Source organism: Mediterranea sp. ET5, from assembly GCF_023337025.1.
Lineage (GTDB): Bacteria > Bacteroidota > Bacteroidia > Bacteroidales > Bacteroidaceae > Phocaeicola_A.
Map to the genome: position 1 here is coordinate 47393 of NZ_JAMBLN010000007.1, position 25509 is coordinate 72901.

The 25509-nt window shown below is 56.0% G+C and carries 17 protein-coding genes; 7 read left to right on the forward strand and 10 right to left on the reverse strand.

The window, feature by feature from the left end; translation table 11 throughout:
- Window positions 1-50: 50 nt before the first annotated feature.
- Together M3087_RS05905 and M3087_RS05910 are read right to left on the reverse strand one after the other, a co-directional pair.
- Window positions 51-941 carry a DUF4377 domain-containing protein gene (locus M3087_RS05905; RefSeq protein WP_249094358.1) on the reverse strand — a complete coding sequence of 297 codons (891 nt, stop codon included), beginning with the start codon at window positions 939-941 and terminating at the stop codon, window positions 51-53.
- Between the two features lie 794 nt (window positions 942-1735).
- Window positions 1736-2557, reverse strand: coding sequence for a tetratricopeptide repeat protein (locus M3087_RS05910; protein WP_106484493.1), 822 nt, complete (start codon window positions 2555-2557; stop codon window positions 1736-1738).
- Between the two features lie 80 nt (window positions 2558-2637).
- Between M3087_RS05910 and M3087_RS05915 the strand changes: the two genes are divergently transcribed.
- Window positions 2638-3141 carry a GNAT family N-acetyltransferase gene (locus M3087_RS05915; protein ID WP_022385126.1) on the forward strand — a complete coding sequence of 168 codons (504 nt, stop codon included), beginning with the start codon at window positions 2638-2640 and terminating at the stop codon, window positions 3139-3141.
- Here M3087_RS05915 and M3087_RS05920 read toward each other — a convergent pair.
- The 8 genes from M3087_RS05920 to M3087_RS05955 form a co-directional block, all read right to left on the reverse strand.
- Window positions 3138-5783, reverse strand: coding sequence for a pectinesterase family protein (locus M3087_RS05920; RefSeq protein ID WP_249094361.1), 2646 nt, complete (start codon window positions 5781-5783; stop codon window positions 3138-3140). The two genes, M3087_RS05915 and M3087_RS05920, sit on opposite strands and share 4 nt — an antisense overlap.
- Window positions 5784-5899: 116 nt before the next feature.
- Window positions 5900-7495: a glycoside hydrolase family 28 protein gene (locus M3087_RS05925; protein ID WP_249094363.1), complete on the reverse strand. Its 1596-nt coding sequence runs from the start codon at window positions 7493-7495 to the stop codon at window positions 5900-5902.
- A 199-nt stretch (window positions 7496-7694) separates the two neighbouring features.
- Window positions 7695-8852 carry a peroxiredoxin family protein gene (locus M3087_RS05930; protein WP_249094366.1) on the reverse strand — a complete coding sequence of 386 codons (1158 nt, stop codon included), beginning with the start codon at window positions 8850-8852 and terminating at the stop codon, window positions 7695-7697.
- Between the two features lie 304 nt (window positions 8853-9156).
- Window positions 9157-10221: a 3-isopropylmalate dehydrogenase gene (leuB, locus tag M3087_RS05935; RefSeq protein ID WP_022385122.1), complete on the reverse strand. Its 1065-nt coding sequence runs from the start codon at window positions 10219-10221 to the stop codon at window positions 9157-9159.
- Between the two features lie 48 nt (window positions 10222-10269).
- Window positions 10270-11817 carry an alpha-isopropylmalate synthase regulatory domain-containing protein gene (locus M3087_RS05940; RefSeq protein WP_249094368.1) on the reverse strand — a complete coding sequence of 516 codons (1548 nt, stop codon included), beginning with the start codon at window positions 11815-11817 and terminating at the stop codon, window positions 10270-10272.
- 10 nt (window positions 11818-11827) lie between these two features.
- Window positions 11828-12415, reverse strand: a complete 588-nt coding sequence (leuD, locus tag M3087_RS05945) for a 3-isopropylmalate dehydratase small subunit (protein ID WP_022385120.1) — start codon at window positions 12413-12415, stop codon at window positions 11828-11830.
- A gap of 37 nt (window positions 12416-12452) precedes the next feature.
- Window positions 12453-13847, reverse strand: coding sequence for a 3-isopropylmalate dehydratase large subunit (gene leuC, locus M3087_RS05950; protein WP_022385119.1), 1395 nt, complete (start codon window positions 13845-13847; stop codon window positions 12453-12455).
- A gap of 53 nt (window positions 13848-13900) precedes the next feature.
- On the reverse strand, window positions 13901-15397 hold the full coding sequence (locus tag M3087_RS05955; protein WP_249094371.1) for a 2-isopropylmalate synthase: 1497 nt from the start codon (window positions 15395-15397) through the stop codon (window positions 13901-13903).
- A gap of 1007 nt (window positions 15398-16404) precedes the next feature.
- On the opposite strand from M3087_RS05955, the gene M3087_RS05960 reads away from it, so the two are divergent.
- Genes M3087_RS05960 through M3087_RS05985 form a run of 6 tightly spaced genes read left to right on the forward strand, consistent with a single transcriptional unit; the run spans window position 16405 to window position 25441 of the window.
- Window positions 16405-19980 (forward strand): SusC/RagA family TonB-linked outer membrane protein, encoded by a 3576-nt coding sequence (locus M3087_RS05960; RefSeq protein WP_249094374.1) that lies wholly within the window; start codon window positions 16405-16407, stop codon window positions 19978-19980.
- Window positions 19981-19998: 18 nt separating this feature from the next.
- Entirely contained in the window at window positions 19999-21579 is a 1581-nt protein-coding gene (locus tag M3087_RS05965; protein WP_249094376.1) for a RagB/SusD family nutrient uptake outer membrane protein, read from the forward strand.
- 18 nt (window positions 21580-21597) lie between these two features.
- Window positions 21598-22506, forward strand: a complete 909-nt coding sequence (locus tag M3087_RS05970) for a hypothetical protein (RefSeq protein ID WP_249094378.1) — start codon at window positions 21598-21600, stop codon at window positions 22504-22506.
- Between the two features lie 14 nt (window positions 22507-22520).
- A complete protein-coding gene (locus M3087_RS05975) occupies window positions 22521-23210 on the forward strand; it encodes a fibrobacter succinogenes major paralogous domain-containing protein (protein ID WP_249094380.1) in 690 nt (229 codons plus the stop codon).
- An 8-nt stretch (window positions 23211-23218) separates the two neighbouring features.
- Window positions 23219-24304, forward strand: coding sequence for a TlpA disulfide reductase family protein (locus M3087_RS05980; RefSeq protein ID WP_249094382.1), 1086 nt, complete (start codon window positions 23219-23221; stop codon window positions 24302-24304).
- Window positions 24305-24334: 30 nt separating this feature from the next.
- Entirely contained in the window at window positions 24335-25441 is a 1107-nt protein-coding gene (locus tag M3087_RS05985) for a TlpA disulfide reductase family protein (protein WP_249094384.1), read from the forward strand.
- Window positions 25442-25509 lie beyond the last annotated feature (68 nt).

The window sequence follows — 25509 nt, forward strand, 5'->3', positions numbered from 1 at the left end:
ACTGTTTCCCGATGTATTCTGGACCATCCGGTCCAAGTTGACGAAAGAGTTCATCCTATTGACGAAAGTTTATAGGCAACCACGACCGATTTCACTCCCGCTTCCGGATATTTGACCTGGTAATGGGTGGTCAGGTCCTTATAAAGCAAAAAGACATCGGGAGTAGGTCCGACGTTCCTGGTCCTGGTTCCATAACCGATGAACGTATCAAAGGAGAGACGTTCGGTTTCATCTCCTTCTTCACCCAGAAAAGTCCATGCTGCATAACTGACGATCTGTACCCCCTCCGGAGGAAGCGACTTATACGATTCCGGCATCTCTTCCGGTGCCTTCCCCTCCAGCCGTATCTGATACGGTCCGTATGCATGGTCGGCATCCTGCACCGCCAACACCTGAAAGCCCTCCTCTCTGCTATAAAGCATGTAGTGGCCATCCAAAGGAATGAGGGGGTTCTCTTTCAAATCCTGCTCAACCGGTTCTTTCTGGTCTGCATCAATCGCATAGCTGTATTGGGGGAACGGAATGCGGCTGTAATACGCTTCCGGAATCAAGTGCAACGGCAAGCCTTCCGAGTCCTTCTTGTCCTTGGAGATTACCTCCAGCAATTTCTGTTCGTCCCAGGCCGGTTGCCCCATGCTGTAATCCAGGTAACTGGTCCTGCTTATCCTTATCCTGTACTCGTATCCCGGTTCAAACTCAAATCCGTCGATGTAGCCGAAGGCACTCCATTCATCGGACGGTTCCTCTTTGACCGCATAGACCTCCGTGAGATGACTATGCCCGTCACCCAGGATACCCGGAACTTTCTTCGAAGCGACAGTCAGCACAATCTCCTTGTAGTCCGTCACTTTTCTGCCTTCTTCGTTTTCGTCATCACAGCTTATCAAGCCGAATGTACAGAGGAACAGCATCAGCATCCCCCACCAACCTGTTGTTTTCATTTTACTGGTATTTTCAATGGTCATGCCACAAAGTTAGAAACTATTTTGGAAAGGGAGTGGAGAGAAAGACCTATTTCATGTCCGGCTTCACATATAATTTCCTGTTCACATTGAAGCCAATACCCCACTTATCCGATTAAAACGGAACTTGGTTGGACCGGGCGACCAGACCGGTCGCCCCTACATTTCCAAATCATTTTGACATTTTGTCAAACGAAGCCCTCCACAGTGCCCTTCCTCGCACCAAAATACGGTTTGGTGGATTCCAAGGCCCTTCTCGGGCGATTCGCAAAATACACATGGATGCAGATGTACACGGAATGGCATTATTCTGAAACCTTACAGACACAGGACCTTTCCCGACAGACATCGGAAGATACATACACCACGCATAACGAAACTTTCCGATTTGTTGACACCACTCACCTTCTGGAGAGTGAAACCCGGTGTTTTTGCATTCCATTTTCCAAAGATTGGACTTTCGCGGACGAAACAATATTGTTTGAGAGGTGAAACTAATGTGTTTGGCTCGCCAAACAATATTGTTTGACGCGTGAAACAACATTGTTTGGACGTTAAAATGTAAGGATTCCGAAATTCAACTGTATAGTTTTCTAAAACAAGAGGCTTTTTAGAGCATTTTCGTTTGCATTCATTTGCTATTGAACGCTAGTTTAAGCGGAATTGGGAAAAGACGAGTTAGCACAAAAGGTGCATTTCCGCAAATTTGTCAAGAGGAAACAGTGGAAAGGGTTGCTTTTTGACAACCACACGCCACCCATCATCTCCCCCACTCACTCATTATCCCGGATAAAATCCTTCAGCGAAACACGGGGAACACCCAGTTCGACGGCACGCTCCAGGTCGGCACGCGCGTCCTTCTTCCTGCCCAACTTCACATAGATGGCGGCACGGATGAGGTAATGTTGCGCCTGTGAAGGTTGCAGGCGGATGGCCTCGCTCATGTCAAGCAGGGCAAGGTCATAAGCCTTCAGTTCCTTCTCGACATCGGCACGGGCTGCATAGAGGGAAGCTTCTTGCGGATGGGCTGTGAGGAGTGTGGACAGTTGGTCATTGGCCTCCTTCAGGCGACCTTCCTTCTGGTTGAGGATAGCCAGACCGAGGCGGGCATTGAAGTGATTGGCATCGAGCAACAGCAAGCGTTCATAGTCGACACGGGCGGCACGGTAGTCGCGTTGCTCCATATTGATGTAGGCACGGAAGAAGAGGGCTTCGCGGTTGTCCTTGTCCAGATCGAGCACATCGCAATAGTCCGTGTATGCACGGCGTTCATCGCCCACTTCCATATAGACTCCCGCACGGGCAAGCAGCGTCGGGACGGACTTCGGACGGAGATTAAGCGAAAGGCTGTACTGCTCGATGGCTTCCTGCTGACGTCCCTGACGGTGGTAAATCTCTCCCACTCCGGCAAAGAGCGAAGCGTTGAAGGCGTTGCCGGGCTCTTTCTTCAGCGCCTCCTGAAACAGGACAACTGCCCGGTCGAGGCTGTCGGCCTCCACACAGCGGAAGGCATGTTCCGCCAGTTCCTGATAGGTCTGCGCCCCGGCGCACAAGGGGAAGAGAGCTGCGAAAGCCCCTGCAATGAGTTTCTTCATGTCGGTCGGATGTTTTACGAATGTGCGGACAAAGATAGGAGCTATTTTCCTTACCTTTGCCTAAAAGATTTGAAAAAAGCATGATACAGATACGTCCCATGAGGGAGGACGACCTCGCAGCCGTCCGAGCAATTTACGCCCACTATGTGCAGCACACGGTGGTAACCTTCGACACGGCGGTCCCTTCCGCTGAAGAGATGCGCCGCCTGCTGCTCCCCGTCATCGAATCCCAACCTGCCTTCGTCTGCCTGAAGGATGAAGTGCTCGTCGGTTATGCCTACGTGCATCCGTGGAAGACCAAGGAGGCTTACCGGCTGACGGTGGAGACCACCATCTACCTGCACCCCGACCACACGCGCCACGGATACGGACGTGCCCTGATGGAACGGCTCATCGGGGCATGCCGCGAGCGGGGTTACCATGTGCTGGTGGCCTGCATCACCGTCCCCAACGAGGCGAGCGTCGCCCTGCACCGGGCGCTGGGATTCAGCCGGGCATCCCACTTCAGCGAGGTAGGACGCAAATTCGGACGCTGGCTCGACGTGGAGGACCTCACCCTGCAGCTGACGGGGGAAGAGGGTTAATCGGAGAGGCGTATGTTCTCGCCGACAAGGCTGTTCAGATAGACCTCCAGCATCGTGTAACCGGAGGGGGTCAGCCGGTTGCCGTCATCGGGATTGGCAGGGTCCAGTCCGTGTGCCAGCTCCCAGGCATCGTCCATGCCGTCGCCATCCTGATCCGAACAGGAGCCATACGTCAGGTAAGGACGGAAGCCCTCGGCATCCGTCGGCAAGTCAATGATGCCGGCATTGCCGTACGTAGCCCTTCCGCTGCGCACGTCGCCGATGAGACGGCTGTCGACAGCATCGCGCGGGAAAGCTCCTGCCCCGTTGAGCACTGCTTCATAAGCCGCGTCGGCAGGCTGATAATCCTGATAGGCATACCGGTGCCAGTCATACTGGTACTGCGGCGCATCACGTCGACCGGAGGGGATGACCGTCGTGTCGGACTTCATCTCCTCCACCGTGTAGGTCATGCCTTTCCCGGGACGTACGCCCTTCCAGTTGTCTGCCGTCACCGACGCATCGCCTTCCATCACATTCCCATTCAGGTACCAGACCGAAGGACCGCGCGAGACAGCTTCCTTCCGTGCCATTGACTGCTCGAAGAAGAAGAGCGGCGACTCCGGCGTGGCAGGACCGGGCTTGTAGTAGTTGTTCACAAAGTTCGACTCATAGCCGTAGTAGTCGGGGTGCTGCGAGGAGTTCTCTGCCCCGTAGCAGGAGGCGACACGGCCCCAGTTGTAGTTGACGTTGTTGATGTATTCCAGGTAGACTGAGAGGTCCTGCCCCACGTCCTTGCCCCGTGCACCGTTGAAGCGACAGGAACGCGACGAGTTGTTCGCCAGCAGGTTGTGATGGTAGGTCGCCGACGAACCGCCCCACTGGCATCCGTAGCCGCGTACGCCTTTCACATGTCCGGCACGGTACAGTCCTTCGCTGACGATGCACCACTGCACGGTGTGGAAGTGGTCGTCGAAGGTGTTGAGGTTCTCTTCCGCCGACCAGCTGAACGAGCAGTGGTCGATGATGAAGTTCGTGCAGTTCTCCGCACCGAGGGCATTGGCAGACAGCTGATGTCCGCCGGCATCCTGATTGCCCACCCGGAAACGTACGTGGCGGATGATGAAGTTCCGCGAGCCTCCCAGGTTCACCTTGTTCTTCGAGATGCAGATGCCGTCGCCCGGTGCCGTCTGTCCGGCGATGGTGAAGTTTTGCTTGTTGCAGCGCAACGGCGCCACCAGGTCGATGGTGCCCGACACGACAAAGACCACCGTGAAGTCACTCGGATAGCGGTTCAACGCCCACCGCAGCGAACCGACGGTCTTCCCTTCGGCATCGTCTTGCAGGTTGGTCACCGTGACGACCTTGCCTCCTCTTCCACCGGACGCATACTTGCCGAAGCCCTCCGCCGTCGGGAATGCCTTCAGCGTCCGTTCTCCCGCAGTCAGTGCACGCACGGCACGGCTCGTTGCTCCCACAGCCGAGACGGCTTTCACCGTATAGATGTGTCCTTCTGCCTGGTCCACCCGGCATGAAGTCCCCTCAACGGCGGTCAGGTAGTTGCCGTCGCAGAACACCAGATAACCTGCTGCATCGGGTACGGCAGCCCAAGTCAGGTCGTTTCCCGTCTGCTCTGCCCACGCCGGACCTTCCACCGGACGGTAGTAGTCGTTCACACGGAAGTCTGTTCCGCCGGACATCACGGCAAACACGGTCTCGGGAGTCAGCCGACGTGCGTCCTCCTCGGACAACTGACGACTCCATGCCACCCGTCCGCTGACATCTGCCGGAGCACCTTTTGCATCCAGGCTGCCGGACTCGGCAAAGTCAGCAGTCGCCCCGTTGCCGTTCCACTCGCGCCAGCCCTTGGCATGGATATGCGCACCCAGCCGGCAACCGATGAAATAGGAAGCCGCCTGCTCCTTCCACGGACGTCCCAGGTAGTAACTTCCAGCAGGCACGTCGCGGTCCGCCGTCAGGTTGCAGTTGCGGAAGATGTAGCCATAATGAAGAGGTTTGCCGTCAGCAGCCGGTTCCGTCGTATGGGCACACTCGGCAGGAGCCGTCAGGTATCCTCCTCCCTTCACGGAATGAATCGTGCAATGGTCGTAATACATCAGCCCGTCCCCGTAAATAAAGTCGACAGCCCCTTCGATGCGGCAGTTCTGCAAGTAGGCGTACGCACCGTTCTTCGTGCGCTGCGTGTCCTGGTATCCGGTGAAACGGCAGTCGCGGTAGACCTGACGTGCCCCGGCGATGAAGTGCGCCTCCGCCTGCCCGACATTGCCTGCCGTATTGCGCACGGTGAGGTTCTCCATGTAGAAGTCGTCGCCGTAGCATTGCAAGGTCGTGATGTCGCGGAAGTTCCGGTAAGGGCTGTTCTTGCCCCGGTTACGGTCGTTGGTGAGGACCACTCCGTCGCGGCTTTCTCCCAGCAGGCTGATGAGCTTGCCCTTGGGCAGGTTCACCCGCTCGGCATAGACTCCGTTCTTCACAAAGATGAGGTGCCGGTCTCCGTCCGCCGGACAAGCATTCACGGCTTCCTGCAGGGTACGGTAGTCTCCACTCCCGTCCGCTGCCACAACCGTGACGAACGAGCGAGCCTCCAACGGGGCTGCCCACCAGCAGGCGAGCAGTCCCACGCATAGGATATTCATTTTCATAAGGATGTTCTGTTACTGTTCTTTTGATTGTATCTAAGACGCGGCGTGGTGTCCGAAGCTTAGTCTCACGCCTGAGATTTAACCTCTTTTTCACGCTCCGCCGACGCTGCCCTGCCTCACGGCTTGGCTTCCACCTCGGGTGTACAGTCCACGAAGTCGATGTGTGACGAGAGCTTGCCGTCAATCTGCCGGTACACCCGTCCGCCGTCCACCTTGAACGACACACGTTCGAAGCGGAGGTTGCGTCCGTCGGATATCTCCACGGTATTGTCAGGCGAAGTCAGTTCGGCATCTTCCAACACCAGACCGTCCATGTCGTGAATGCGGATGAGCTGTCCAGAGTTCGAGGTGACGCGCGAGATGCGTACGTCCGTTGCCGGCGATTCGGGGATGCCGCTGACCTTGAGGAAGTGGGTCGCGTCCTCCACCACGACATCGCTGATGCGGACCTGACGGTAGAACGGCGTGAAACGGTCCGGCTCGACCCACGCACGTCCTGCCAGTGAACCGACGTACTGACTGGAGCCCAGCATGTCAAAGTGGATGGCAGTGGCATGCAGGTTCATGCGGATGCGCTCATAGTAGAGCTGTTCGCCTCCTCCGCCCCGCGGACGTCGTGTCTTGAAGCGCAGCCCGACGTCTGTGCCCTGGAACACACAGTCGTGGGCATACACGTTGCGTATCACTCCGGCAGTCTCGCTGCCACAGGTGATGCCGCCGTGACCGGTCAGCGCGAGGTTGTAGCGCAAGACGATGTTCTCACTCGGACGGTTCACCCGCAGACCGTCTATCCCCCGTCCTGCCTTCAGCGTGAAACAGTCGTCTCCGGCTGAAATCGTGTTGTACTCGATCAGCACGTTGCGGCACGACTCGATGTCCATGCCGTCGCCCGTAGGGATGCCGGCGGAGTTCACCGTCACGCCACGGATGATGACCCCGTCGCAGTAGGTAGGCACGATGTTCCAGAACACCGAACGTTCCAGGCTCACGCCTTCGATGAGGACATTGCGGCAGTTGACTGGTCCGATGAAGGTTGGCAGGAAGACCGCCGTGCCGTCATGCCCGTCATAGATGCGTTCGGTGGCAGGCTTGTCATAGGCAATGTAGCGGTCAAAGTCGCCATAGCCGATGTTCTGTTTCAGGATGGGGCAGTCGCGCTCGGGACCGATGAGCCGTCCCTTTCCGGTCAAGGCGATATTCTCCTGTCCGCACGCATAAACGAAGCTGCCGAGCGACATCCCCTCGACGCCCGCACTGCGGGTGAAGACCACGGGCAGGTAATCTTCCACCCGTCCGCTGAAGTGCAGCTCGGCTCCCTCAGACAGATGCAGGTTGACGCGGCTTTTCAGTTCGATGCGTCCCACGTTCCACACACCGGACGGCACGATGACCGTCCCTCCTCCCCGTCGGCTGGTCTCGTCGATGGCCTGTTGGATGGCAACGGATGCCAGCCGGTGCTGCTGCAGTTCCTGTGCGGTCAGCGTCCGCGTATGGTCCGGAAAGACGGGACGTGTGAGTTGGGGCATCTCAAACGGGGCACGGATGGGTGCCAAGGTGTCGGGCATACAAGCTGCGCCCACCTGGTCGGCAGTCGGGATGACAGCCTGGGTCTGTGCAGGCAACGGGAGGCAGGCTCCTGCCCACAGACAGGCGGCAACAGCCATCGCCCGCAGCGCACGCATCGGCGTACGGAAAGGGATTGTCGGTTTCATGTTTTCGATAGTTTTATGCAACTGTCGCAAGCTCCAGTTGTGGTTAACAATTCAGTAGAGAATAATTTTGACGGGACAAAAGTAGGCAACTGCGGGAGAAGATGCAACTTTCGTGACCCGTATATACACAGACGACGCAGGATGAGCGGTCATGTTCACCCTGCGTCGTCTTCTTTTCCCGTTCCGGGCTACGGACAGCTTACTTCAACAGGCTATCCAGGTACTTATAGAACTCGGGATCTTCGCCGACAACGACTTTGGCAATCTTGCCTTCCTTGTCGAGCACAATCTTGGTGGGATAGCCTTCGATGGCATACATCACGCTGATGTCCGGGTCGCCGGCATTGCGTACGTGAATCCACGGGAGTGCATGGGTCTCGACGGCAGCCTTCCAGGAGTCTTCGGTGTCATTGCAGTCGATGCCGACAATCTCCAGCTTGTTCTTGTACTTCTCATAGTACTTCTTCATGTCGGGCATGCCCTTGATGCACCATCCGCACCAGCTTCCCCAGAAGTCGAGCACGACATACTTACCGCCGCGCAACGAAGAAAGCGTAAAGTCCTTGCCGTTGATATCCTTCAGAGTGAAGTCGGGAGCTTCGGCGCCCTCCTTGATTTTCTCTTTGGCGGCTTCGCGTGCCATCGCCTTGTCATTGTTCGTCTTCATGACGTCATAGACGGACGACAAGACACCCGTACGTACCGGTTCGGCGATTGCGCCCAGCAGTTCATGGATGCTCTTTACCGAACGTACGTTGAGCAACGCCAACAGGGCTGCATCCTGGTCGGCATGTTGCTTCACGAAGTCCACATGGATTTGCTCCATCTCGTCCTGCCATCCTTCCACCGGAGCATAAGCCTGCATGATGGAGTCGCGTCCTACGCCCTGCTTGCCCATATCCCTGCACAGCTTGCTCACGGAGTCAATCTTGGCTTCATAAGGCTTCAGCTGAGTCAGCAGGGTATTGTAAGCTTCATAGACGGGGGAACCGCCCAGTGTATAGTTATCCAGCGTTCCGGTCAGCGTCAGGGGAGCACCCGGAACAAGAATAAAGTTGACACCCTTCATCATTACCGGACGAATCTTGCCATCGGCATCGGGTACCGGGGTCTTCCACGGACGGATGGTGACACCCTTCACCACGCTGTCGCCCACATTGACGACGAACTTGCCTTGCGGAGCGGCAATCGTATCCATCTTTACATCGTCCTGGCTGCGTGAACCGAACGGGTAGGAATAGACGATGATGCTGTCGGCATCCAGGTCGGTCAGTTCACCACTGATCTCATCGTGTTGGGGAGCTGCACAGGCTGCGAGCAGGCATCCTCCCATCAAATAGCTGAATAATCGTTTCATGGTTGCTTCATGTTTTATTTTTGCGGCTGTAAAGGAACAAAAAAATATGACATCTCAAAGCACTTTGAAGCACGTTTTTTCTTTCCATCGCGTCCTTGGCGTACATCCACCGCATCAAAGTAAGGGACAGACCCGGCTAAACCGCCACTTAGACAGACCTAAGTATAATACTTTGGCACCCTAAGTATAATACTTAGGCAGGCTAAGTATAATACTTTGGTCTGTCTAAGGCCGGCTTGTTCCAGGTCTGTCCCTGTGTTGGAAGAGGGAGAAGTCCCTCCGTCCGTCCAGTCTCCTGCGGGTTCTATGCCTCGCGGCGGATGTAGTCGATAATCCACTCGCCCACTTCCTTCGTGCCGTATCGGGCTCCACCTTCCACCTGGATTTCGGGTGTGCGCACGTTGGCATCCAGGGAAGCATCGACGGCACGGCGGATGAGCGCGCCTTCTTCCTTCCGGTCAAAATACTCAAAGAGCATCGCCACCGAAAGGATTTGTGCCACCGGATTGGCAATGTTCAGTCCGGCTGCCTGCGGCCACGAACCGTGGATGGGTTCAAAAACCGGCGTGCTCTCCCCGGTCGATGCCGACGGCAAGAGTCCCATTGAACCGCTGATGACAGAGCCTTCATCGGTCAGGATGTCGCCGAAGGTGTTCTCCGTCACCATCACGTCAAAGAAGGTCGGCTCCTGAATCATGCGCATGGCGGCGTTGTCGACATACATGTAGTCCGTGGTCACTTCAGGATAGGCGGGTGCCATCTCCTGGGCTATCTGACGCCACAGACGGGAGGATGCCAGCACGTTCGCCTTGTCGACCACGGTGAGGTGGCGGCGGCGCTTCATGGCATACTCAAAGCCGACTTTCAGGATGCGTTCAATCTCGGGACGGGTGTAGTAGTTCGTATCGTAGGCTTTGTCATTGTCCTGATACTTCTCACCGAAGTACATGCCTCCGGTGAGCTCGCGGATGCAGATGAAGTCGGCCCCCTCGACCAGCTCCTTGCGCAAGGGCGATTTGTGGAGCAGGCACTTGAACGTCTGCACGGGACGGATGTTGGCGAAAAGTCCCAGCTTCTTGCGCATTGCCAGCAGCCCCTGTTCCGGACGAACCTTCGCCGTGGGGTCATTGTCGAACTTCGGGTGTCCGACAGCAGAGAAGAGCACGGCATCGGCACGCCGGCACGCCTCGTAGGTCGCCTCGGGGAAGGGGTCGCCCACCTTGTCGATGGCATCGGCTCCACAGAGTGCATATTCATAGTTCACGCTGTGCCCGAACTTCTCGCACACGGCTGTCATCACATTCACACCCTGCACGGATATCTCAGGGCCAATGCCGTCGCCGGCCAATACTGCTATTTTAAATTCCATACTGTTGTAAGTTTGTGAGTGTTTTGGATTGCAAAAATACGTATTATTTCAGTTCAACTCATTCCCTGGTCCCCCTTCAATCAGGTTCAGCATCTTGACCGTCGCCTTGATGGCAGCTTCCGTCTGGTCGGCATCAAAGCCACGGGTACGGAACACCTTGCCGTTGTAGCTCCAGGTGATGACTGTCTGCACAAAGGCATCGGTCCGTCCGCCGGGCGGGATGCTGACGGCATAGTTGGTCAACATGGGGAAGGTGCGTCCCAGCGTTACCTTATATATCTTGCGCAAGGCACGCACAAAGGCGTCATACTGTCCGTCTCCGCTGGAGCTCTCTTCGTATTCGCGTCCGTCGATTTCCATCTTGATGGTCGCCATCGGCTTCAGCCCGTAGGCGAGGTTGACGATGTAGCTCTTCAGCTTCACGCGGTCGCCCTTCACGCCGTGCTTCAGCACATCGCTCACGATGTAGGGCAGGTCCTCCTGTGTGACCAGCTCCTTCTTGTCGCCCAGCTCGATGATGCGTTCCGTCACCTTGCGCATCGACTCTTCGTCCAGCTCCAGTCCCAGGTCTTCGAGGTTCTTGCGGATGTTCGCCTTGCCGCTGGTCTTGCCCAGGGCATATTCGCGCTTGCGTCCGAAACGCTCGGGCAGAAGGTCGTTGCAGTAGAGGTTGTTCTTGTTGTCGCCGTCGGCATGCACTCCTGCCACCTGCGTGAAGACGTTCTCGCCGACGATGGGCTGGTTGGGCGGGATGGAGATGCCGGAGTATGACTCCACCACTCGGCTCACATCGTTGAGCTTCTCTTCATGGATGTTCGTGACGGCACTGAAATGGTCCTTCAGAATCGCCTGCACGCTGGCAAGTGGCGCATTGCCTGCCCGCTCGCCCAGTCCGTTGATGGTCGTGTGTAGTCCCTTGGCACCGCTCAGGACGGCAGCCAGCACATTGCTCACCGCCAGGTCATAGTCGTTGTGCGCGTGAAAGTCGAAGTGCAGGTCGGGGTAACGCTTCTTCATCTTGCGGAAATACTCAATGACCTGCAAGGGGTTGAGAATGCCCAACGTGTCGGGCAGCATGTAGCGGCGGATGCTGGTCCCGGTCAGTCCGTCCATCAGCTGGAACACATAGTCGGGCGAATCCTTCATGCCGTTGCTCCAGTCCTCCAGGTAGATGTTGACGGCGATGCCCATCTCGTCCGCCATACGGACCACGGCACGGATGTCGGCAATGTGCTCCTCGGGTGTCTTGCCCAACTGCCCGAGGCAATGCTTGAGCGACCCCTTGGTGAGCAGGTTGATGACCTTCCCTCCTGCCTGACGAATCCAACGCAACGACGTTCCACCGTCAACAAAGCCCAGCACCTCCACCCGGTCGAGCATGCCGTGGCGTGCCGCCCACTCGCAAATGCCATGCACGGCTTTCATCTCGCCGTCAGACACCCGGGCGGAAGCCACCTCGATGCGGTCCACCTTCACTTCCTCAAGCAACAGCCGCGCAATCATCAGTTTCTCATGGGGCATGAACGATACGCCGCTGGTCTGTTCGCCGTCGCGCAGCGTCGTGTCCATGATTTCTATTTGAGGATGATTTTCCATGTATGTCGGTTTACTGTTTCTTCTCCCACGCTTCAATCTTGTCCCGGCTTTCCACCAGGAAGTCGATGTCGTCCAGGCCGTTCATCAGGCAATGCTTCTTGTAGGCATTGATTTCAAACGATTCGCTCTTGCCCGTCGCCCGATTGGTGATGGTCTGCGCGGGAAGGTCGACCACGACTTCCGTCTTCGGGTCGGCATAGATGCTGTCGAACAGCTCCTTCAGGAAGGGTTCGCTCACGACCACGGGGAGGACGAAGTTGTTCAGCTCGTTGTTCTTGTGGATGTCGGCAAAGAAGCTCGAAACGACCACGCGGAAGCCATAGTCGGCAATCGCCCAGGCTGCATGCTCGCGGCTGGAACCGGAACCGAAGTTCTTGCCTGCCACGAGGATTTGTCCGCCGTAGGTCGGGTCGTTCAACACAAAGTCGGGGTTGGGAGTGCCGTCGGCACGGTAACGCCAGTCGCGGAAGAGGTTGTCGCCGAACCCTTCGCGCGTCGTGGCTTTGAGGAAACGTGCGGGGATAATCTGGTCGGTATCGACATTCTCCAACGGAAGGGGTACGCACGTGCTGGTGATGATATTGAATTTCTGTTTCATTGTTGTATACTTTTAAATGACCGATTGGGGACTTGGGCTAAAGCAGTTCACGCGGGTCGGTGATGACACCGGTCACTGCGGCTGCGGCTGCCACCAGCGGACTGGCAAGCAACGTCCGCGAACCGGGACCCTGCCGTCCCTCGAAGTTACGGTTGCTGGTCGACACGGCATATTTCCCTGCCGGAATCTTGTCGTCGTTCATGGCGAGACAGGCGGAACAGCCCGGCTGACGGATGGCAAAGCCTGCCTCCTCGAGCACCCGGTCAAGTCCTTCCTCGCGTATCTGCTCAGCCACCATCCACGAACCGGGCACCAGCCACGCCGTGATGTGTGCCGCCTTGTGCCGGCCTTTCACCAACGAGGCGAACGCACGGAAGTCCTCGATGCGTCCGTTGGTGCAGGCTCCCAGGAAGACGTAGTCGACCGGCTTGCCCAACAGCTGTTCGCCGGGTTGGAAGCCCATGTAGTGCATCGACTTCTCGAACGAAGCCTTCTCCACCTCGCTCATCGTGTCGGTCGTGGGGATGTGACCGGTGATGCCCATGCCCATGCCGGGGTTGGTCCCGTAGGTAATCATCGGCTCGATGTCCGCCGCATCAAAGCGCACCTCCTTGTCAAACACGGCATCCTCATCGCTCTTCAGCGTCCGCCAGTAGGCCAGCGCCTTGTCCCAGTCGGCACCCTTCGGTGCATATTCACGTCCGCGGATGTAGGCGAACGTCGTCTCGTCGGGAGCGACCATGCCGCCCCGTGCTCCCATCTCGATGGAGAGGTTGCACAGCGTGAGGCGTCCCTCCATCGTCAGGCTGCGCACCGCCTCGCCGGCATACTCCACAAAGTAGCCGGTAGCTCCGCTGGTGGTCATCCGGGACATCATGTAGAGTGCCAGGTCCTTTGCCGTGACACCCCGTCCCAGGCGTCCATCGACGGTGATGCGCATGGTCTTGGGACGTGTCTGGAGGATGCACTGCGAGGCGAGCACCATCTCGACCTCACTCGTCCCAATGCCGAATGCCACGGCTCCCATGGCTCCGTGCGTCGAGGTATGGGAGTCTCCACAGACGATGGTCATGCCGGGCAGGGTGAGTCCGCGTTCCGGACCGACGACGTGGATGATGCCGTTCTTGGGATTCATCATGCCGAAGTGTGTCAGCCCGAAGTCTGCGGCATTCTTTGCCAGCGTGTCCACCTGGGTACGCGACACGGGGTCCTCGATGGGCTTGTCCTGGTCATGCGTCGGCGTGTTATGGTCGGGCATGCAATAGATGCGTTCGGGACGGAAAGGTTTCAGACCGCGTGCCCGCAACCCGGCAAAGGCCTGCGGACTGGTCACCTCGTGACAGTACAAGCGGTCGATGTATAACTGTGTGGGACCGTCGGCAACTTGTTGCACCACGTGTGCGTCCCAGATTTTGTCGAATAATGTATTCATTGAGGTATGTTTGTAGGGGGACGCACAAGCGGTGCGTCCGATTCTTGAAAATCCTAGTGTTTGAACTTGTTGATACAGTCGATGTAAGCCTCTACCGAAGCCGCCACGATGTCGGTGTTCGCACCGAAGCCGTAGTAGACGTGTCCATCATACTCCACCTGCATGTGCACCTTGCCCACATCGTCGCTGCCCTTGCTGATAGCTTGGATGGTGAACTCCTTCAGCACCATCTGGCGGTCGATGATTTTCTTCAACGCACGGATGGCAGCGTCCACCGGACCGTTGCCCGTAGCGGCAGCTTCAAACTTCTCTCCCGAGATGTTCACCCCGAGGCTTGCCACGGAGCGTACTCCCACGCCACTGGTCACCTGGAGGTATTCCAACTTGATGCGGTGGTTCTCCGAACGGTCAGCCCCTGCCAGCATGAGCACATCGTCGTCGTTGATTTCCTTCTTCTTGTCCGCCAGCTTCAGGAAGGCATCATACACCTTGTCGAGCTTATCCGGCGCCAGCTCCACGCCCATCACCTGCAGACGGTGTTTCAAGGCAGCACGTCCGCTGCGGGCGGTGAGCACGATGGCGTTGTCGTCGATGCCCACATCCTTGGGGTCGATAATCTCATAGGTCTGCACGTTCTTCAGCACACCGTCCTGGTGGATGCCCGACGAGTGTGCGAAGGCGTTGCGTCCGACAATCGCCTTGTTGGGCTGCACGGGCATGTTCATCAGGCTGGAGACCATGCGGCTCGTAGGGTATATCTTCTGGGTGTTGATGTTGGTCTCGATGTCGATGTCCTTGTGGCACTTCACAATCATGGCAATCTCCTCGAGCGAAGTGTTTCCGGCACGCTCGCCGATACCGTTGATGGTCACCTCCACCTGACGAGCCCCGTTGAGCACACCGCTGATGGTGTTGGCAGTCGCCATGCCGAGGTCGTTGTGACAGTGTGTGGAGAGGATGGCGCGGTCGATGCCGTCGACATGCTCCATGAGGTACTTGATCTTTTCACCATACTCGCCCGGCAGACAGTAGCCCGTCGTGTCGGGGATGTTGACCACCGTAGCACCTGCCTTGATGACCGCCTCCACCACCCGGGCGAGGTATTCGTTCTCCGTCCGTCCGGCATCCTCGGCATAGAACTCCACATCGTCGACAAAACGACGTGCATACTTCACGGCAGCCACCGCACGCTCGATGATTTCTTCCCGGTTGGAGTTGAACTTGTAACGGATGTGTGAGTCGGACGTGCCGATGCCGGTGTGGATACGCTTGCGCTTGGCGTACTTCAGCGCCTCGGCAGCCACGTCGATGTCCTTCTCCACCGCACGGGTCAGCGCACAGATGGTGGGCCAGGTCACTGCCTTGGAGATTTCCACCACTGAATTGAAGTCTCCGGGACTGGAGATGGGGAATCCTGCCTCGATGATATCCACTCCCAGTGCTTCCAACTGGCGTGCCACCTGAATCTTTTCCACGGTGTTCAACTGACAGCCGGGCACCTGTTCACCATCGCGAAGGGTGGTATCGAAAATAAAAAGTCTGTCACTCATAGTATATTTGTTTTTTAAGTTTCGCACAGCTCACAAAATCAAAAAGCCTTTCGCACCCGGAAGTGAGAAAGGCTTTCATGTATCTTCATCGTCATACACGATTCTAAGCGCAACACCCACTTCCGCCGACCTTCGCCAGTAGAATAATGGAAATGTTCAGACCTAGAATATGCAGACTGTTCTGTATCATACTTTTTTCGTTTTACGGATGCAAAAGTAACGGTTTATTTGATATATCAAAAATAATATGTTACTTTTTTATCGCGTTTTCTTTAATTCTGTCAGAACGTATTGTTTTTTCACCAGCATTCCCTTCCCTTCTGACAAAATGTCAAACGAATCGCTCCACAGAGAGCATGCTCGCACCAAAATACGATTGGGTGGATTCCGAGGCCCTTCTCAGGCTATTCGCAAAATACACCTTGCTATCGATTCGCCGGAAAAGGTATCCTGATGGAACATCCGGAAGGCATCCGGCTTTCACGCGAACAGCCCCCGCTCCCAATCCAACGCATTTTATTACCTTCCAATTTGTTGACACGGCACTCCTTCCAGCGAACGAAACCCGGTGTTTTTGCGTTTCATTTTCCAAAGATTTGACTTCCGCGGACGAAACAATCGTGTTTGGCAGGTGAAACTATATTGTTTGACGCCTCAAACTATATTGTTTGGCGCGCGAAACAATATTGTTCCGGGCACGTTTTGTCTGTTTTTCGAAAATGAAATGTATAGTTTTCTAAAATCAAAGGCTTTTTCCGTGCGTTTCGTTTGCAATCATTCACGTTTCGTCTCCAGATTATCGGATTTTTGAAAAGTACGCGTTAGCTGAAAAGGACGATTGAACGAAATCTGTCAAGCAGAAGAAGGGAAATGATTACTTTTTGGTAAAAGGGTAAACACAGGCTACCCTTCCGCAAAAAAGATTCGGGGAGAGGGTATCCATTTGTCCGTACGGAGTGTTTTATGAGTAAACATCCGAAAATTTTTAATCTTTAAACGCTACCGATATGCAATTAATTTTTAGAAAGAGGAGGAAACGGCTACATGTCCGTCTGCTGACGTGGGTCTGCCTCATCCTGTTCCAGGCAGCAGCCTACGGACAGTCTCTCGACCAAGGGAATCCCATCACCTATTCTTGTAAAGACGAAAACCTGGCTGATGCCCTCCGTCAGTTGGAACGCCTGTCGAACTTCTACCGTCTGCAATTCACGTATGAGGATGTGGCAGACTACCGGACCAGCCTTGCGCTGAACAAAGCCACCATGAGCGAAGCGCTGCAGGCAGCCCTGCAAGGGACGGAGCTGAAATTCGACGTGGATGGACGGTTTATCCAGGTATTCCGGAAGCAACTGTCCAAGGTAGGACAGGGAAATGCCGTGAACGGCACGGTCGTTGATGAGACGGGTGCGCCCATGGTGGGAGTTGCCATCCGCAGACAGGGCAGCAAGGACGGGGTTGTCACCGACCTCGACGGACACTTCACCCTGCCGCTCCCCACAGGACAAGCCATCCTGGAAGCGACGTTCATCGGCAAAAAGACCGTGACGCGCAAGGTGCGCCGGGGCGAAGAGGTGAAACTGGTCCTGGAGGATGACTCCCAACTGATGGACGAAGTGGTCGTCACCGGCTACCAACAGCTGGACCGCCGCCACCTGACCAGCGCGGTGACTTCCGTCAAGATGGACGACATACGGGTGCTCGGGACCAGCAACCTGTCGCAAATGCTGGAAGGGAAGATTCCGGACATGATTGTCAGCACCAACAGCAGCGACATCAATGCCACTCCCCGGCTGCGCATCCGGGGTACATCGACCATCATCGGAAACCGGGAACCGCTGTGGGTGGTCGACGGCATCATCGTGACAGACCCGGTGGAACTCTCGCCCGACGTACTCAACGACCCGGACTATGTAAACCGTATCGGTAATGCCATCTCGGGCATCAACCCGCAGGACATCGAACGCCTCGACGTCCTCAAGGATGCCGCTGCCACGGCACTCTATGGAACGAAAGCCGCCAACGGCGTCATCGTCATCACAACCAAGAAAGGACGGGTCGGAAAGCCGACAGTATCTTACAGCGGACAGGCGACCTTCCGCCGTCGGCCCTACTACAGCGACCCGCGCATCGACCTGATGGACTCCAGGGAACGCATCGGGTTCTCGCAACACCTCGTCGACATCCACTACGACTATCCGTCGGACATACCTCTCGTCGGCTATGAGGCAGCCCTGAAGAAACTCTACAACAGGAACTACACGGAAGAGGAGTTCCAGGCTGAGGTGGCACGCCTGCAGACGATGAACACCGACTGGTTTGACATCCTGACGCACAACTCCTTCTCCCAGAACCACAACGTGAGCATCTCCGGCGGTTCCAACAACATCCGCTACTATAGCTCGGCGGGATATACCGACGAAAACGATGTCGTGAAGGGAACGACCAACCGACGCTATACGGGGAACATCAAGCTGAACATGGTGCTCAGCCCCAAGTTTCAGGCAGAGTTCAGCCTGAGCGGATACCAGAACGACAAGAAGTATCCCCAGACGAGCCTCAACCCCATCGATTATGCCTACAACACCAGCCGCGCCATCCCGGCATACAACGAGGATGGCTCGTACGCCTTCTACAAGAAGCCTGCCAGTGACACCAGCTACATGGACTTCAACATCCTGAACGAGCTGGCCAACAGCGGACAGAGCCAGAGCACCAACGGACTGACCGCCACCCTGAACCTGCGCTACGACGTGACCGACTGGGCATTCATCAACGCCATCCTGTCCGGGACGACCACACGCTCCGGTCTGGAAGGCTATTGGGGTGAACGCTCGTTCCACGTGGCAGCCTTGCGCAAGTGTGAGTATGGAGAAGTGCCGCCCAAAGACCGGAGCGAACTGCCCTACGGCGGAGAGCTGAACACACAATCCACCTCCAACAAGAGTTACACCGCCCGTCTGCAAGGCAACATCAGCAAGACACTCGGCAGTGACGGACAGCACTACCTGAACATCGCCCTGGGTGCTGAGGCACAGTCCTCCCACTACAACTCCTACGCCAACACGGAACGGGGTTACTATCCCGACCGTGGACGCAGCTTCGTGGAAAATCTCACCAATGACTACCAGCAATACAATGCCTGGCTGCTGGGAAACCATCCCACCATCACAGACAACCGCACGAACTTGCTGGCAGCCTATGCGACAGCATCCTACAGTTTTCGCAACTTTTTCACCGTGAATGCCAATGCACGGTACGACGGCTCCAACCAGTTCGGCAGCCGGAGCAACGAGAAGCTGCTCCCGGTGTGGTCCGTGTCCGGCATGGTCGACCTGAGCGAAGTCTTTCCCCTGAAGAAAGCGTGGGACCAGATAGACGGCCTCACCTTCAAAGCCTCCTACGGCGAACAGGGAAACATGCTCAACGGACAAAGCCCCGAACCCATCCTGAAGAAAGGTTCCATGAACTCCTATTACAACGAACTGACCTCGACCATCTCGACTTTCGCCAACCCGGACCTGCGGTGGGAAAAGACGCGTACGGTCAACCTTTCGCTTGAAGGCTCCTTCTTCCGGAACCGCGTACAGCTGCAATTCGAGTATTACCACAAGCGTACGGGCGATGCCTTCATGAACAAGGTGATTTCCGATGTCAACGGCTTTGACTCCTACGTCATCAACTCCGGCACGATGGTGAACCGCGGCTACAACTTCAATGCAACCTTTGTTCCTGTCCGCACCCCGTCGTTCAACTGGATTCTGTCAGGCTCCCTCTCCCACGTGACCAATGAGATGCTGACGGCTCCGGGCTCCCAAGCCTATACGCTGGATTCGTTCCTCTCCGGCGAAGCTGTCGTCAAGGGATATGCCATCGGCACCTTCTGGTCTTACCGCTTCCTGGGACTGAATCCTCTGAACGGAGGTCCGTTGTTCGATGACGGAGAAGAGCGCATCAGCGAGCTGGAAACCATGTCGCCCTATGAGACCTATACGACCATCCTGGAACCCTCCGGTCCACGCGAGCCGACAGTCACCGGCAGCATCAACAACACCTTCACCTACAAAGCCTGGCGTCTGAATGTCGGGCTGTATTACAGCATGGGCGCCAAGACCCGCCTGTTCCGTGTGTTTGACAACTATGTCAACGGCTACTCATCGGAGAAGAACATGAACCGCGTCTTGCTGTCCGCCTGGCAGAAACCCGGCGATGAAGCGTACACACAGATTCCCGCCGTCATGGGCAAGGCATCCAACGGCTACTACGACTACTGGCGTCACTGGAGCTCGCTGTATTCCGGCGCCCGGTTCCATGAAGTGCCCTGGGACATGTATGACTACTCCAATGCCCGTGTGGCAAGCGGCAACTACCTGAAAGTACAAAGTCTCTCGCTGACCTACGAACTGCCCAAACGTGTCCTTGATGCCTGGAAGATGCAGCGCGTCGCCCTGACACTGGAGGCCACCAACCTCTACACCTTCTGCGACAGCCGACTGAAAGGACAGACACCGACCCAGGGCGGTTTCAGCGAAGTGCAGCTCACCGACACCCCGACCTACACGCTGGGACTCAACATCAACTTCTAACTTCTAATGACTGACCTTATGAAACACTATATCTGCTGCCTCCTGGCTCTCCTGAGCTGTGGCGCGTTCTCCGGCTGCTCCGACTTCCTGGAGGAACAGTCGCAAGACAAATATTACATCTCTTCCTATGCAGACCTGGACGAGCTGCTCATCGGCGACTGCTACCTCCGGACCAAAGCGTCCCAACCCCTCGCCTCGTCGCCCGACATCGGCTACTTCCTGCCGTATATCTGTGACGAAATCGAAGAGCAGAACGGTACCTTCTCACAGACGTTCGACGACCATGAATCCATCTTCGGCTACTTCACCTGGCAGGACCGTGTGGGTGCGACGGAAGATGATTCCGGCTTCAAATCGGAAAATGGTACGTGGAAAGAGACCTACCGCCTTATCAACGTAGCCAACAACATCATCAACGAAGTACCCAAGATTCCCCAGGCAACCGCACAGGAGAAAGCCGGCGCCCTCCGCGTCAACGGTGAAGCACACTTCCTGCGTGCCTTGTACTACTTCTGGCTAGTCAACCTCTACGCCAAGCCTTATCAACCCTCTTCCGCCCGAACGGACCTGGGAGTCCCCATCAAAGTATTCCCGGAAGTGAAGGACCAACGCTTCCGCCGCAACACCGTGCAGGAAGTCTACGACCAGATACTTGCCGACCTGCAGGTGGCTGAAAGCAGCCTGAACCAGTCAGAACCCCGCAAGACCATCTACCGGGCAGACAGCACGGCGGTCAACCTGTTGCTGAGCCGTGTCTACCTCTACATGCAACGGTGGGAAGATGCCAGCCGCTACGCCGACAAAGTCCTCCGGGCGCCCCACACCCAGCTGGAGAACCTGAATACAGCCGAAGAAGCCTTCCTGCGCAAAGACAATCCGGAAGTCCTCTTCTCCATGGGCGGCTCGGACGTGACCTGCACCATGTGCAACAGCTGGAAGAGCTTCCGCGTGTCGCATGACCTCTACCAAACGTATGCCGACGAAGACCTGCGCAAGACGCAGTGGTGGTGGACGTATGAAGACTTCGTGGGTGACATCAAACCGAAAATGCCCTACAAGGCAACCGTTGAAACGACAAGTCAGGAATACTACTATTACGGCTACAACTGGGCTTCAAATGGAGCCTTGGCAGAAGTGTCCGACCGCTTCCTGTTCCGCACCGCCGAAGCTTATCTGAACAAGGCGGAAGCAGAAGCCTACCTGGGACACGACGGCATCGCCCGAGACATCATCAACCGGTTGCGCATGAACCGTTACCAGACAGGCAGCGACTACCAGCTGACAGAGAGTGGCGACAAGCTGATTGAAGCCATCCGCGACGAACGCCGCCGGGAACTGGCACTGGAGGGGCATCGCTGGTTCGACCTGCGCCGCTATGCCGTGTGCGCCGTGCATCCCCAATCGAAAGAAATCGTGCATGAATACACACTGTTCGAGAGCCGCAACTCCACCACCATGACAGAACGGCGACGCTATGTGCTGAAGGCGAATGACCCCGCCTACACCCTGCCTATCCCCAACGAGGTGCTGGAGTTCAACACCGGCATGCAGAACAACGAACATCCCCGTCGTGACTACACACTCATCCCTATCCATTAACCCTAGAAGACAATCCGTATGAAACCATATACCTTCTACTTGGCCGGTCTGCTGACCCTGGGAGCATTGGGCTCCTGCAGCGACGACGACGTCCTCTCCGGAGAGACCGACCCCCGCAGCTCCTATTTTATGCCCGACGAGCAAGATACCAGCGCCGAAGCTGAACTCCGCAGGCAGTTCTTTGCCAAGGAGGGGAGCTACCTGCTCTTCAACGACACCCTGCGCTACGAACCGCTGGGCGTCGACCGCTACGGAGAGACACAATACCTCCTCGAAAAGCTTGACCTGGACTATGTCATTGGCGGTGTGCGTTCCTCCAAGAAGTATCACTTCGTGTTCCTGAACACCGACCGTGAAAAGCAGGATGCAGTCAAGTTCCTGCAAACCTATGTGCTCCCCCACCTCAGCACCCGGCTACGCCCCTACTCCTGGTTTGTCCTGAAGACACTGACGGAAGAGTTTTTGAATGACTTGACCGAGCTGAAGACTTTTGCCGGAGAAAGAGCGACCGCCATTGCCGTGGGAGACATCTCAATCGCCACGGACGAAGACAAGCTGTCTCTGTCCAGGGAAATCATGACAACCGTCATGGGCAACATCCTCTCGGGCGTCGACAAGCCCATGACTCCGTTCTATGAACCGGGCAACGGGCTCTACGGAAATTACTTCGACTATGAGACCGACGAGGACAATATGGAGACCCTGTTGCAACACGGTTTCCTCGTACGTGGACTCAGCATCTGGAGCAATGCTGAAGCCAACGGGATTTATCCCAAGCAGGTACAGGATGTGACCTCCTACGTCAAGCTCTGCCTGAGTTCCACCCCCGAAGAAGTGCACCGACAGTATGCCGACTATCCTTTGGTTCTGAAAAAGTTTGAGATTATCAACACACTCATTTATCAATTGGGATACATCCCTGAATAATTTATCACCCGATTATGAAACTACTACAAATCAGTTGTCTCTGCCTGGCTGCTCTGCTTGCAGCCTGTCAGGACGACAAGGAAGAATACCTGCCGAATGTAAAGCCTGAGACTTCCGGCACTTTCGTGGACTCTCGGGACCAATATGAATACCACTGGGTACGCTTCGACGGACTCGATTGGACCGTAGAGAATGCACACTATGATACCGGGGAAGGCTCCTGCTTCATCTATCCGGAGATTCACGGAAGTTCGGTGACCTATTCGGAAGCCAACCTCCCCAAGTACGGTTACCTGTACACCTTTGAAGGAGCTCAAAAAGCTGTTCCGGAAGGATGGCGTCTCCCGACGGATGAAGACTGGAACCGCTTGGAGGCAGCCCTGGGCTCCTCCTCCGATAAACTCCAGCAATACGGTTGGAGAGGCGCAGCCGGACTCGCCATGCAACAGGATGAGGCCGACAGTGGACTCAACCTCCTCATGGGCGGCTATTACAACACCTATTTCGATGCCAACGGAGATGGCGCGAACTACCGCCATATAGGCAGCTTCGGCTATTTCTGGAGTCAGACGAAGGATACCAGTAAGGAGGGCGAATACTACTTCTACCGCAAGGTAATGTACGACCGTCCGCAAGTTTACCGAGAAAGTATCAATATCCAGAATTACTACCTGAGCGTCCGTTTCGTACGCGACGCGCAATAAAAACCATCATGAACAAAAAAATCCATGCAGGCCTGCTGGGCGGACTGCTGAGTCTCTCCGCCCTCCATGCCCAAGAAACGACATTCGTGGTAGAGGGCAATATCGCGAATCTGCCCGACGGGGTGGAGGTATCCATTCTTACTGGAGAGACAATGCCCAGCAAGACTCTTGCCACAACCACGGCAAAGGACGGACATTTCCGTCTGACGGGTGCCATCGACCGTCCTCAGCTATGCACGCTCATCACCAACAACCTGAAACAGACAGAGCAACGAGGATGGAGCAACGACTCCATCCAGTGGAGCTACACCTCCTTCTTCCTGACTGCCCCGGAACAGCAGGTCCGGGCGGAACGCTATCCGTATGCCAGCGAGAAAAACTACAACTTCACGTTTGACATCGTGGGTGGAAAGCCACAAGCCGACTTCACAGCCTACCAGCGCTTGCTGGCCAACTACCGTCCGGAGGAAGAAGAACAGGCACAATGGGAGTTCATCCGTACGAACCCGACCTCGCTAATCGCCGTCTACCTGGCCAACCAACTGCTGGAACGGGGATATAAGCTCACTACGGAACAGGTGGATTACCTGGCTGCACACATCCGTGTTCCGGAAGCACCGGAACGGATGAGAGAGTTCAACGAAAAGCTGCAATATGCCCGGCATACCACCCGGGGTGCAGCATTAGTCAATCTGGACCTGACCGACCTGCAAGGCAAGACGACGACTCTGAAAGACATTCTCCCCAAGGGGAAATGGGTCATCGTGGATTTCTGGGCATCATGGTGCGGCATGTGTCTGGCTGCCATGCCCGAGCTGCGGGAAGTGGAGCGACAGTATGCCGACCGGGGATTGACAGTCCTCGCCGTCTCCTGTGATGAAAAAGAGGCAGCATGGCGCAATGCAGTTGCCAAAAAGCACATGCCCTGGCAACAGTACCGCCTCACCAAACAGGGATTCGATGACTTCTTCCACAAGTATCAGGTCGGGAACGGCGTGCCCTACCTGCTCTTCATCGCCCCCGACGGAAAGGTGGTACAGGCAGCCTCCAACCCGCAGGACATCGAACGCCTGCTCAGCGAGCACATCCACTAAACTCAGAACAGAATCTTATCACATAAACTTATGAGAAATAAAAAGTTATTAGGCGCAGCAGCCTGCATCGGACTGCTGACCTGGACAGGGTGCCAATCGTCCAAAGGATACATCCTTGAAGGCACCGTAGACAATGCCGCCGACGGCGACACCGTAGAACTGATTTACTTTGATGGCATGCAACCACAAGTTCTGCAAACCACATTCGTCAAGGAAGGGAAGTTCGTACTGGAAGGAAAACAGGATACGGCTGCCATGCGCTACCTGTCCTATCGTCCGATAAAGGGAGAAGGCACGTCCGTGGAACTCGTGTTGGAAAATGCCCGACTCAGCGTCCATCTCACTCCGGGCACCTATCAATATGACATCAAGGGGTCTCCTGCCAATGAACGGTGGGCAGCCTTCCACAACGAAGACGAGCAGCTCTGCGGACAATCCATGGACATCTACCATGCCTTGCAAGACTCGACACTGACACCTGACAAACGTGCCGAACTGGAACAGCAGGACCGGGACCTGTCCGCCAAGATAGAACAGCTCCGCATCGACTTCGCACGGAAGGAGATTCAGACAGCAGCCGGTGCCTATACGCTGCAAATGTTCGGCGACCGCTTCCCGGATACCACCGTCGTGAACCTCATCGGTCAAGTCCCTCCCATGTACATGACGGCAGAACTACAAGGCATCAAGGAACAATATGAACAGATGCAACGCACCGCTATCGGGCAACCCTTCACGGACTTCACCATGCAGACACCCAATGGAGAGAAGCTCTCCATAACCGACATTGCAAAGGCACACAAAGTAACCATGATTGACTTCTGGGCAAGCTGGTGCGGACCGTGCCGGGCAGAGATGCCTCACGTAAAAACAGCCTATGAGAAGTTCCACAACCAAGGCTTTGAAATTATAGGAGTCTCATTGGACAACAATGCCGAAGCCTGGAAGAAAGCCATTGACCAGCTCAAACTGTCCTGGCCGCAAATGTCCGACCTGAAAGGTTGGAACTGTGAAGGCGCCCGACTCTATGGGGTCAGCGCCATCCCTGCCACCGTACTTATCAAAGACGGCAAGATTGTAGCCCGTGACCTGCGGGGCGACAGTCTGATGACCCTCCTCCCCACACTTCTGAAATAAGCAACGGTTCCGAAGCTCTATAAAAACAAGACACCCACACATCGGGCAAGCCTTCCGGCAGACCTTCT